Origin of the sequence: Pedobacter chitinilyticus (assembly GCF_003313385.1) — a bacterium.
Classification (GTDB): Bacteria; Bacteroidota; Bacteroidia; order Sphingobacteriales; family Sphingobacteriaceae; genus Pedobacter; species Pedobacter chitinilyticus.
Window position 1 is genome coordinate 1,380,187 of record NZ_QMHN01000001.1, and the last position, 11,528, is coordinate 1,391,714.

Here is an 11,528-nt window from a genome sequence, read left to right on the forward strand (position 1 = left end):
TTTTATGATGTTTACGAGTTAAACCTGGCGTTTGCTAATGATGATGACTAGGAAGCGGCAATTTTCTGTCAACAAGCAAGCGCCTAAATACCCGGTATCTATCCAATAGGTACCGGTTTTGTTTTATAGTAGCCTATTTCATCAAAACCACCTCCTTGTCTTTAATTTGATAATGTAGTCCGTGGATGAGCTTTAATTGATTTAAGATATTTTTAGGATTATCGCCTTTATTGAACTGCATGGAAACATGTAATTGCTCCAATGCACTTTGCTTAAATTTAACTTCCATTGAAAAAGTATTGCCAAAGGTTTTGGCAAATGATGTTAACGGTACATCTTCTAAAAGATATTCTCCCTTCAACCAACGCTCCGTACTGTAAGCCTTGGTATTTTCTAGCTTAGCGGTTTCTTGATATCGGTTAAAAGAAAGTTGCTGATTAGGCAATAAAAGACCTAATTGGGCCCTTTGATTTCGTACAGCTACTTTTCCACTTAACAAGGCCACACGAATGTCGGTTAACAAAGGGTCGTTATTAATGATAAACTTGGTACCCAATACTTCGGTAGTCAATTGTCCTGTAGTGACTAAAAATGGATGCACAGGGTCATGACTTACTTCAAAATAAGCCTCTCCAACTTCCAGCTTTACCCTACGCGTTTGCTGTTTAAATGGATGGGCAACCTGAATTTTAGCCCCTGGTCTTAAATGAACTACAGAACTATCTGGCAATAGAATTTTTTTAAACTCACCTTTTTTGGCTGCATAACTGTCCCAAGTTCGTGCTATGGTTGTAGAATTAGCACTTTGGTAGCTACGGTAGGCAAAAGTACCTGCGGAAATTAGGATGACTGCAGCTGCAGCGATGTTACGCCACAACTTATAAAGCTTCTGCCTGTTAATCTTACGACGAATTTCGCCAAGTATCTCCTCGCCTGTGCTGATTTCTTCCCGTTCATCAGCAAAAGCCTTAAAGGGAATGTTGTCATTGGTACGATCAAACCAAGCGTCTGCTTGTTGCTCTATTTTACGCCTCTCGGCGAATACATTTTTCTTTGCCATACATTTAACTCTTCGCAGCGAAAGCGAAAATGTACTTTAAGAAAAAGCTATGATTAGGTTAAATCTTTGTTAATACCTTAAGTCGATTTACCAACGAAATAGAATAACCAGTACGCCTGCCAGGTTAGCTGGCTCTGCATAAAACTTACGGGTTTGTAATCTTAAGCGATCTAAGGCCATCGAAATATTGTTGCGTACCGTTTGCTCAGAAAGGGAAAGTTCGGTGGCAATTTCCTTGATAGATTTGTTTTCGTAGCGACTTAAACGAAACGATTGCTGCATATTGGCTGGCATCTTGCCAATTTCAGTGTCCAATAGTTCCTGCAGTTCTTTAGTTTCCAGTTCGGTGGTAGATGGTGCTACCAACACCTCATCCCCGTGGTACAACAATTCTCTTTGCTTACTTGCAGATTGCTTCCTATACCAAGATATCGCCTGTTTTTTAGCAGTAACATTTAATAAAGGCGCCAATGAGCCTTCAGCAATAACTTTATCACGATAACGCCAAAGATTGACGAAGATATCCTGTACAATATCTTTAGCCACTTCCCTATCGTTTATACGGCGATAGATCATGATGTACACCTCGGACCAATAGCGCTCATAAAGCGCTTCAAAAGCTTTTTGATCGCCACTTTGCATGGCAATGATGAGATATTGATCAGTAAGTGCTTGGTCCACCTTGCAAAGTTAAGTGGGACAAGGTTACCAACATGTTAATTTATAATGAACAAAACCTATCTCATTTTTTAGCGTATGGCTTGCCCAAACGTCAACAAGTTATGATCTGGATCTAATAGCGAAAATTCCTGCTGGCCCCATGGCTTAGTAGTTAATGGTCCATTGGGATGAATATTCACTCCATCAGCTAAAAATGTCTGATATATCCCTTCGATATTATTGGTCCGTATATAAACCTGTCCGTAGTTTAATTTGGGATCAAGGTCTTTAAACTTAAAAAAATGCAGTTCAATATCGTCTTTTGATAAAATCAGATAATCACCATAATCCGAAATCTCTTGAAAGCCCAATTGGTGGATATAATAGAACTTAGTTACTACGCTGTCACGCATAGGCAGTTTTGGATGGATGTGTGTTAGCATATGGATAAATTTAAAAAGTTTAAGCTAGTTTGTAGGTTTTTGTTTAATCAATAATACACCTGCAACGATTAGCCAACTGGCCATTACAAATATAAAGACACCAAACAATCCTACACTAACCATATCAGTATTTGAAAACAAAGCAGCTGCACCAATGGCAAAAACCAATAAACCGTAATAACCCAACCATTTGCAAAGCCCTTTTTGATAGGTCATTAACAAAGACCAAAGCAAAATAGATACAACTATTGAAGCCATGAATACATAGGCCAGAGACTTATTGAAATAACGGGCATAATCTAAAATTGCATCTAGCAACGTAGCATCTACATCACTTCCTACATAGGCTGTTGCAAATTGCGGCAATACCAATCCGTTGAGCGTGCCCGCAAGGCTAGCAGCGCCCAAACCCCATAGTGCTATAAAAAGTGCCAATATCGACGTTCTATTACGGTCTGTAAGTAGTTTTGAAAGCCCCCACAAGCCAAAACCAATCAATGGTGCACAAGCAATGGCAATGGTATGCGAAAAGATCAATACGAATTTGATTTTTACCAAATGTGCCATATCCCCTCCTAATGGATGAAGCACCACAGTAAGCACAGACATTGCAGCGCCCAACAACAGACTAATGCCTGTTAATTTATTTGAAAATGTTGCCATGTTTTATTTTTCCCAAAACTGGCAAACACTTCTTAAAAACGCACTTGACAAAAGTCAATAAATTGGATTTATTTCTTCGCTCGTAAACGGCTCATCGTCTCTGGCGCTATGTTAAGATAGGAAGCAATCATTTTTAAAGGAAAGGCTTGTAGCAACAAAGGGTTTTTAGAGACCAACATTTCGTACTTCTCTTTGGCATTATTGGCCGAATTGAAATAAGTTAAACGATCGACCCCTCGTTCGAGCAAAGCGCCCAATTGAAAAAAAGCTGGCGAAGAAGCTAAGAGTTGATGGATCGAGAAAATGGAAAGTTCTCTGACTACGACATCTGAATAAGCTTTAATCACCGAGCGGGATCCTCGCTGCGAAACAAAACTGGCATGATTAAAACACCAATCGCCAGCTGTATAAAGGCCAATTACCTGCTCCTCTATTTCCTCACGATCCAATTCGAACTGATAAGTTGATCCTGAAACCACCAAAAAAACAGCTTGTGAAATTTGACCTAGGGAAAGCAGTTCGGTTCCTTTAGTAAAATGCTTCAACACCGCCTTTTGCTCAAATTGTTGAATATCGTGAGCCGTAAATTTACCTACAGAAGATAAGACAGAAAAGAGGTCGTTGATATGATTGGGCATCTTAAAGGTTTATGCCTTTGAAATTGCAAAATTATTTCGATCATTTAAAATCAACATGTGCATGACAGGAACAATGACCAACAGCTAAACTTTTACACAAAAGAGTTATATTTGAGATCAAAGAAAGAAATTTATCATGAGGCTAACGGTTTTACTTTTTGCAGTGGTATTGTGCTTGAATTCCTGTATTAAAGATGCTCCTGCAAATCCAGAAGCAGATATCGAATCTTTTGAAATAGATCCTAAGTTACTTACCGGACAAACATTCATTGATCAAGTTAACCGTAAAATATTAGTTTACCTTACCAAAGAGGCTTATGAAACAGGGATTACCCCTACCATCACCATCTCAAAAAATGCAACGATCACCCCAGCTTCTGGGCAAAAAATCACTTTCAATGGTAAAAACGAAGTCACTTATACTGTAGCGGCAGCACAACATCCTAACCAAAAAACGTATACTGTACAAGTGGTAAATGTAGGCGATTGGCATTTTGAATTTGAAAAATGGCTACAAAACACTGACGATAAATATGAATATCCTGTGGAAGATGACTTAAGCACGTTATGGACATCGGGCAATCCTGGTATTGCGCTTTCTGGCGTACCTCAAGATCCATTAGCTTATCCTACCCGCTCTACTACCGATGGCTATTTAGGGACAAAAGCTGCTGAAATGGTCACCATCAAAGGAACTCCGCTCTCGGCCATTGTGGGTATTTATTTATACTCAGGTTCGGTATTCATCGGAAATTTCAACCCATCAGTAGTCCTCATTAAGCCCTTAGCGGCAACGGAATTTGGTGCTCCCTATGTTGGACTACCTGCCAGGTTTACGGGCTATTACAAGTACACTCCAGGAGCAGCTTATCAAGATGAAAACCAAAATATTATTGCGGGTAAAACAGATGAATGTGCTATTTATGCGGTGCTATTTGAAGGTCCCGAACGTTTGGACGGCACCAATATTCATACTTCCGAGCGTGTGATCGCTACTGCTACATTGAGCGATGGATCGGCCAAGACTAATTTTACCAAATTTGATATTCCTTTTGTTTATAAAAATGGGCAATTGCCAGCGGCTAATAAAAACCTAATGTTGGCCATTGTGGCCTCTTCTAGTAAAGACGGAGATCATTACAAAGGTGCTATAGGTAGCCGTTTAGTCGTCGACAATTTATCAGTGATCCCAAAATAGCATTTCTATGTATAAATACCTGCTCTTAACCTTTCTATTATTGGGTTCAACCATTTTTACATTTGCACAAAATAGTGGCGATACCAGCTCAAAATTTGAACATAACGTCCAAATTGGTTATAACATTGGCGGCCTAGCCCCTATATCTTTCCCCAATACCATTAGAAAGATCAATAGCTACTCGCCTGGTTTTTCTCCAAGTTTTGGCTACGAGCTAAATTACCGACTCCATCAAAAATGGGGACTTGCCATTGGGCTTAGAGTGGATTGGAAAAGTATGAGCGTGCAAGACAGCGTTCAATATTTCCATACCCTAGTTTCTATGGATAATGCAACCATTGAAGGCGATTTTAGTGGTACCAATACCACCAAAGTAAAAAACATTTACTTAGCAGTCCCTATCCAAGCGTTGTTTTATGCCGGTAACCATTGGAAGTTAAAGTTGGGTGTTTACTTAGCGCATTTGGTACATCCTTCCTTTTATGGTTCTGTTTCTGATGGTTATTTACGCAAGGGAGATTCTTTGGGCGAAAAAGTAATTATTGATTACGCCAGCTTTGATTTTGACAAAGAGCAAAGAACTTTCGACTTTGGCATTTCGGCAGGTGCAGAGAAGCTGATTTATAAAAACTTTGCGGCAAAGGCCGATTTACAATGGGGCCTGCAACCTGTATTTCCTGATTCGTTTAATGGCATCTCCTTTAACATGTACAACATTTATGGTACGTTAGGGGTTAGTTATCGTTTTTAAAATAAAATATTGGATATTCTCCTAAAGAGCATCTATTTTAGTTAGCGCATTATCAACCATTATTTCATCTCATCCAATAATGACTGGACCTGATCAGTTTCTTTTCTTTTTTAGCGCCCTAGGAGCCTTTAACGGTTTCTTGCTCTCTATTTATTTCGCCATCCATGCCAAAAAGAAAATTTTCACCAATTACTTTTTATCTCTTTTGTTGCTGGTTTTAAGCATTAGGGTCATCAAATCTGTTTTTTTCTATTTCAATCCACAGCTATCCAATATCTTTATCCAAATTGGGCTTTCAGCCTGTATACTTATCGGGCCATTTCTTTTTCTTTACCTCAAAGCATATGCAGAAGATAAAAAAACTAATTGGGCCAACCATGTTCTCCCTTATTTGATAGGCATCAGTATACTAGGCTTACTTTATCCTTATGTTGAACACACCTTTATTTGGAGAAAATGGATTATAAAAACCATCTATGTACAGTGGTTCATCTACATCATTTTGTCGGCAAAATACCTTAGGCCTATTTTTAAAAAAATCAAAAAACGCGAAAGCTTACGCAAAATAGATATTTGGTTATTCAGCATCTATACAGGCGTTAGTTTGATTTGGCTAGCCTACGCCATGGCGGCGTATACCTCCTACATCACTGGCGCCTTATCATTTACATTTATCCTATACGTAGCCATATTACTGTTAGTTTTCAAGAGCAGCAGCGAAACCACATTTTTTGACGAAAAAGAGAAATATAAAAACAAAGCGATCGATCAGAAAACATTAGCAGCGATTAGCCAAAAACTAGGCCTGATCACTGAACAAGAACTGTTCCTTAATCCAAATTTCACCCTTGAAGAAGCAGCCAAAGAGCTGAAGCTGAGCAAGCATACCCTATCTCAATATGTTAATGAAATATTAGGTAAATCTTTCTCCAACCTCATTAAAGAATATAGAATTGAAAAAGCTAAGAAGTTATTAGAAACTAAAAAAAATTATACCATCGAAAGTTTAGGCTACGACAGTGGCTTCACCTCAAAATCAACTTTCTTTACTGCCTTTAAAAAAGTAACGGGGCTCACTCCTGCAGAGTATCAAAAAGCCTATTCCAAATGAGTTCTATTTTATAGGATAGCACTTCTACATTATAAACCAAAGCCTTTAAAAGACGTATACACTAGACATTTGCACTCATTATTTAACCATTAAAAAATTAAAAAATGAGAAAAGTATTTCTATTTGTCGGACTTAGTCTTTTTTTCCTGAATGTAAATGCCCAAGTAAACGAAACTAAAAATGATTTACAAGCCATCCAAAAAACATTAGACCTCTACATGGATGGGCAGGCCTTTGGCGACTCTGCCAAGGTGGCGCAAGCCTTTCATGACTCTTGGCAACTTAAAGGTTTTAGCGACAACGAATTTAGGGTTATCCCTAAAGCAAAGTATTTGGTAGGCTACAAAAAAAGAGATGCCAAACCTAACAATTGGTCGGCCCGTACCGTATTTATCGACATTTCAAATAATGCGGCCGTAGCTAAGGTTGAAATCAGTACTTCGAGGCTTTTATTTACAGACTATTTCAATTTGCTAAGAACTGATAAGGGCTGGTTTATTGTAGATAAAATTTCGAGCCGTGTACCCCACAAAACCGTGGAAACACCAGCAGTAAAATCAAAGTAATCACCCATTGTTTTTTAGCTAATACTTAATGCTATGAATAAAATACTAGTATCATTACTTGTTTGCATGGGTGTAAACTTTACCAATAGCCATGCCCAAAAAAAGATTCTGTTTGTAACCTCTAATCAAGATTTCTATGGGAATACAAAAATAACCACCTCCAATCACTTTCAGGAAATCATAGTGCCTTACCATGTATTTACAACAGCAGGTTACCTTGTCGATTTCGTTAGCCCAAAAGGTGGTGCAATTCCAATTGGCTATATCAACTCGTCGGATACGCTTCAAAAAAAGTACTTGTACACTGGTTGGTTTATGGATAAATTAGCGCATACCATGAAGCCCACTGAAATTAATGGCGACCACTATTCGGCTATTTTATATACAGGTGGAGGCGCAGCCATGTTCGGCGTAGCCGAAGACAAAACCATTCAAGAAATAGCAAGAAAAATTTACCATAAAAATGGCGTAGTTTCGGCCATATGCCACGGTACAGCAGGTTTAGCTTTCTTGAAGGATGAGGATGGAAGTTCCTTGTACAAGGATCGAAAAATCACGGGCTATCCAGACAAACTTGAGAATAAAGAAGCCGAATATTACCAAACATTTCCCTTTGCCATTGATAAGGCTATCCAGAACAACAAGGGCAATTTTGTTTATTCTGATAAAGGGGGTGACGGCTTTTATGTGGTTGATGGCAGATTTATCACTGGACAAGATCCCAGTTCAGCTTCAAAAATGGCTACTGAAATTGTGAAGTTGTTAAATCTTAAGAACACCAATACTTCCTTTATCAAAAGTGATTTGGACCAAGTTAAGGAAGTCCTTCTCGACTATATCGAAGGTACTGCTAATGGACAGCCCGAGAGATTGCGTAAGGCCTTCCACCCTAATTTCAATTTATATACCGTTGCTAAAGACACGCTATGGATACGTTCTGGCGAGCAATACATTTCCAATATCAACGTGGGTGTAAAAAACAACAGAATAGGACGGATCATTTCCATAGATATTGAAAAAGACGCCGCAATTGCAAAAGCAGAAATTGTAATTCCCAATTTGCGAACTTTTACCGACTATTTCTTAATCCTTAAATACCAAGGTGCTTGGAAAATTGTACATAAAAGCTATTCGTGGCGAGAATTACCAAAGAAAGAAAATAGTAGATAGTGTAAAGGCAAACTACGGTTTAAAACAAAAAATCCCAGTTTATTAAGCTGGGATTTTTTTTGAATGTTAAAGAAGACTCTCTCCCTGTAACTTGTAGTTGGCGCTATCACAAAAAAAAAACTTAAAGTCGGTAAACTTAGCATACTTGTTTTTAAGGTACAACTGGTACTGCCAGTCCAGCTTGGCCGTTTGATTGAAATCACTCTCTACAAAAATCTGATCAGGCATATACCTTTTCTTCATCTGATCGGTAATTTGCTCCAAGCCTTTTTGGCTATCTTCCATAAGGATACTCCTTTCCTGGATGATTGAAATGATAGGTGCCCAATAAAATGACATTCACTTTCTTGTTTTGCGAAAAAGCAGTCAGAAAGCAAAGTGAAAAAAACAAAGAGATCGCTAACTTTTTAAGTATTGTTTTGTACATAGGTTTAGTAATTTAATGAGGCGGCAAATGTCGCAAATGACAGAGATAGTTTAAAAGTTAAATTACCTTATGTCGATGCTGTTTTTAATGTTTTAACGAGGATGGTGTCATTCAACAAACACAAGATAAAAAGTACCAACTTGACCACAATCTGTCAGCTTTTGCACCGAAAATGTTGGGTTTCGCCTCGGTTCTTCGACACCTCTTCGACAATCTTCAGCAGATCATTAGCCAACACCTCCTATTTTTGGCATGGTAAAATCATTCATAAATCTGGCTTAACACTATCATAAAGGGATATTATGGCAAGCTACCAAAGTAGAGACTGAGACGTAATTCAATCGACCCTTCTTCGACTATTTCCGAAGCGGTCTCGAATATGCCTCGAATAAGGTTCGAATAAGGTACGAGTAAGGTTGCTTTAAAAATCAGTAAAAACGCGTGCCCTAAAACAGGGCTTTGTAAATGGCTTTGCCCCAAAAATCGCCTAATAAGTAAGCTCCTTCTTTGTTGGGATGTAGATAAAAGGGTCCAAATTTCCCTTCTTCTGGCGCAAGGTATTGTAGGTAATGCTTTTTAAAAAACTTAAAGGCCTTGGTATCGCCCATAAATACCTGACCTGGATTTGTTTTTTGATAGCTTTTCACCAGTTTTTGCAGTTGTGGCCCATAGGTTTGCAATCTGTTTAGGCCTTCTTCCATATACGTGGAGCGGTTGTGGGTATTTGGACTGTACCAAATGGGCTGCTGATAAACGACTTTACACGCTGGAAAAGCAGACATCAGGCTGTCGGTAATGAGCTTTAAATTGTTGTAATAATCCTCTTTAGATACTGGTGCCCCCTTAGGTCCTTTTACCGCACTGTCATTGGTGCCCAATTTGATGGAGAACACCAAAAGCGCCTTGGGGTTGGCAAATGATTTGGCTGCTTTTAGTATCCTCGGAAAATCGGTATTGGTTTGCGGCAGCACATCTACGCTGGTATGTCCGCTTACCCCTTGGTTGGAAAAGTTGACCTCACCTACGCCTTGCTGTTGACGCAACCAAGCACAAGCTTCGTTGGGTGGTGCGTCTTTGCCACGATCGGCCAAACCACCCCCAAAGGTGATACTGTTACCGATAAATACAATATTGAGGGCCTTATTTTCTTGCTGTGCGTAGCTAAAGGTAATGCTTAAAACTAAGTAAGTGGAGAGGCAAAGGTTACGGATCATTTTCACGCTACAAGATAAAAAGTTAAGTGGATTTAAACAAAGTTCATCAACCATTAACGTAAAGCATAAGCCCCATTACGCTATTGCTTAGGTTTTAAATGGTTGGTGATAACACCAACCAAAGGTTTCAATTGCACGCCTATTCTTTCAAAAAAGATGCGGTACATTTAGGTAAAACCTAACGTACTTTTGAGTAAAACTTAACGTAGTTTTAGGCAAGAGATGCCGTGCAAACTTACCATCCTCGCTTTGTCATCCAGCTCAAAGCAAGGATCATCTTACTGCACTGTTTCAATTTGTGGTTGGCGTTATCACCATACCGCTCAACTATCTCCAACTGGTTGGTGATAACACCAACCAGAGGTAAATATTCTATTTAATTTTTTTAAACGCCAATAAGCAAGTGATGATAAAAAATGCAAAGAAAATAAGTGCAATTCTTATACTTCTTTTAACACTCCAACTATAAAACACTTCATTTAGCTCAGATGAATAATATAGTTTAGGATAATTTCCCTTCTTCGTATTAATATAATCTTTTCTTGTAATAACCAATTCATAACGTACTTTTTTGTATAGTACTGTCATATTAAAAGATTCCCCCCTTCCTGCTTTATTCACTGTTGAAGATATAAAATCATAAGCAATAGGATTTTCTAATATTGGTTTTAAAATCAAATACTTCCTAAAGTAGTTAAAAGCAATAGCTCCAAAAATTAATGGCAGTATGATGATAAAAATTCTAGTTGATTTCATCGAAATTACTGTTCTACTTTTTCATTTTTTGTTTCGTTCTGTACGCCACAACCTGTGATTGGTGTTATCACTATACTACTCCTTTCTTAAATGATCGATTCCCCGCTACTGCAGTTTACATTTGTGTCTGTGCTAGTCCCCTTAACTTCATCCGCCAATGTTTTCTCAGCAGAAGCATAGACATCACGACAAAAATGCTTACGCTAGTGGTGACTTATATGAACTTTAACTAATTAGAGTACCTAGCTTTTATCGATCTGGTAGTCGCTATCGATTATTATTTTCACTATTTTATCATTTTTAATATGATAATAATGTACAACTCCCAATATTAAAGATTCGATTTTAACAATACGGATATTTTCGAGTGTCACTCTTTTTTTGAAAAATAAGTCATAAAATTTTCCACTATTGCTTCCAACTTCTACGCCATTACTTAATTTTATTGCTGAATTATTTAAATTAGCATACACAATATCTAACAATCCCGTTTCTTCATTTTTATAAAACTTACAATAGCTGTTTTCAAATGCCACCCGATAGATATCTTCTGGATATGTTTTGATCTCAAAATTTACTCTCTCATTGGCATTCAAAAAAAATTTAAGGCTGTTAAATTCTCCAAAAGGATAAAACAATTGTTTTAAAGGAGTAACAAAATTAAGCGTGTCCCCAATTATTTTCAAGTTTTCTATCTCAAGCTCCTCTCTTGAAAAAGAGATAAGAGTATCCTTAGGTGTATTATGGTTAGTAGAAACAACTTTAGTTTCCTTACCCTGCTTACCATCATTTTTTTTTAAACCATTTATATTGCAAGATGAAAACAGCATTAATATCAAGCAAAAATTAATTAAAATGTATCTATTCATAT

At 37.9% G+C, this 11,528-nt stretch carries 15 protein-coding genes; 5 read left to right on the forward strand and 10 right to left on the reverse strand.

Going from position 1 to position 11,528, the window contains the following annotated elements:
* Positions 1-133: 133 nt before the first annotated feature.
* From DUT70_RS05720 to DUT70_RS05740, 5 genes are all read right to left on the reverse strand, one after another.
* Entirely contained in the window at positions 134-1,060 is a 927-nt protein-coding gene (locus DUT70_RS05720; RefSeq protein ID WP_113646293.1) for a FecR family protein, read from the reverse strand.
* A gap of 87 nt (positions 1,061-1,147) precedes the next feature.
* Positions 1,148-1,741, reverse strand: a complete 594-nt coding sequence (locus tag DUT70_RS05725) for an RNA polymerase sigma factor (RefSeq protein WP_240432033.1) — start codon at positions 1,739-1,741, stop codon at positions 1,148-1,150.
* A 68-nt stretch (positions 1,742-1,809) separates the two neighbouring features.
* Positions 1,810-2,163 carry a bleomycin resistance protein gene (locus tag DUT70_RS05730; protein ID WP_113646294.1) on the reverse strand — a complete coding sequence of 118 codons (354 nt, stop codon included), beginning with the start codon at positions 2,161-2,163 and terminating at the stop codon, positions 1,810-1,812.
* A gap of 24 nt (positions 2,164-2,187) precedes the next feature.
* Positions 2,188-2,826: a hypothetical protein gene (locus tag DUT70_RS05735; RefSeq protein WP_113646295.1), complete on the reverse strand. Its 639-nt coding sequence runs from the start codon at positions 2,824-2,826 to the stop codon at positions 2,188-2,190.
* 68 nt (positions 2,827-2,894) lie between these two features.
* Positions 2,895-3,464: a Crp/Fnr family transcriptional regulator gene (locus tag DUT70_RS05740; protein ID WP_113646296.1), complete on the reverse strand. Its 570-nt coding sequence runs from the start codon at positions 3,462-3,464 to the stop codon at positions 2,895-2,897.
* A gap of 136 nt (positions 3,465-3,600) precedes the next feature.
* Between DUT70_RS05740 and DUT70_RS05745 the strand changes: the two genes are divergently transcribed.
* The 5 genes from DUT70_RS05745 (at position 3,601) to DUT70_RS05765 (ending at position 8,260) form a co-directional block, all read left to right on the forward strand.
* Complete coding sequence (locus tag DUT70_RS05745; protein WP_113646297.1) at positions 3,601-4,662, forward strand: PCMD domain-containing protein; 1,062 nt, start codon at positions 3,601-3,603, stop codon at positions 4,660-4,662.
* Positions 4,663-4,669: 7 nt separating this feature from the next.
* Positions 4,670-5,413 (forward strand): outer membrane beta-barrel protein, encoded by a 744-nt coding sequence (locus DUT70_RS05750; protein ID WP_113646298.1) that lies wholly within the window; start codon positions 4,670-4,672, stop codon positions 5,411-5,413.
* Between the two features lie 79 nt (positions 5,414-5,492).
* The gene (locus DUT70_RS05755; protein ID WP_113646299.1) at positions 5,493-6,524 is read left to right on the forward strand and encodes a helix-turn-helix domain-containing protein; all 1,032 of its coding nucleotides are present in this window, start codon (positions 5,493-5,495) and stop codon (positions 6,522-6,524) included.
* A 104-nt stretch (positions 6,525-6,628) separates the two neighbouring features.
* The gene (locus tag DUT70_RS05760; RefSeq protein WP_113646300.1) at positions 6,629-7,090 is read left to right on the forward strand and encodes a nuclear transport factor 2 family protein; all 462 of its coding nucleotides are present in this window, start codon (positions 6,629-6,631) and stop codon (positions 7,088-7,090) included.
* A gap of 33 nt (positions 7,091-7,123) precedes the next feature.
* Positions 7,124-8,260, forward strand: a complete 1,137-nt coding sequence (locus DUT70_RS05765; RefSeq protein WP_113646301.1) for a nuclear transport factor 2 family protein — start codon at positions 7,124-7,126, stop codon at positions 8,258-8,260.
* A gap of 66 nt (positions 8,261-8,326) precedes the next feature.
* Here DUT70_RS05765 and DUT70_RS05770 read toward each other — a convergent pair whose 3' ends face one another.
* The 5 genes from DUT70_RS05770 to DUT70_RS05785 all read right to left on the reverse strand — a co-directional run bounded on the left by DUT70_RS05770 (position 8,327) and on the right by DUT70_RS05785 (position 11,526).
* Positions 8,327-8,545 (reverse strand): hypothetical protein, encoded by a 219-nt coding sequence (locus tag DUT70_RS05770; protein ID WP_128353305.1) that lies wholly within the window; start codon positions 8,543-8,545, stop codon positions 8,327-8,329.
* Positions 8,535-8,687, reverse strand: a complete 153-nt coding sequence (locus tag DUT70_RS21315) for a hypothetical protein (RefSeq protein ID WP_205529735.1) — start codon at positions 8,685-8,687, stop codon at positions 8,535-8,537. The genes DUT70_RS05770 and DUT70_RS21315 overlap by 11 nt, the downstream gene beginning before the upstream one ends.
* A 446-nt stretch (positions 8,688-9,133) precedes the next feature.
* Positions 9,134-9,901: a GDSL-type esterase/lipase family protein gene (locus DUT70_RS05775; RefSeq protein ID WP_113646592.1), complete on the reverse strand. Its 768-nt coding sequence runs from the start codon at positions 9,899-9,901 to the stop codon at positions 9,134-9,136.
* A gap of 372 nt (positions 9,902-10,273) precedes the next feature.
* Positions 10,274-10,657, reverse strand: a complete 384-nt coding sequence (locus tag DUT70_RS05780) for a hypothetical protein (protein WP_113646303.1) — start codon at positions 10,655-10,657, stop codon at positions 10,274-10,276.
* A 242-nt stretch (positions 10,658-10,899) separates the two neighbouring features.
* Positions 10,900-11,526, reverse strand: coding sequence for a hypothetical protein (locus DUT70_RS05785; RefSeq protein ID WP_128353306.1), 627 nt, complete (start codon positions 11,524-11,526; stop codon positions 10,900-10,902).
* Positions 11,527-11,528: the final 2 nt, after the last annotated feature.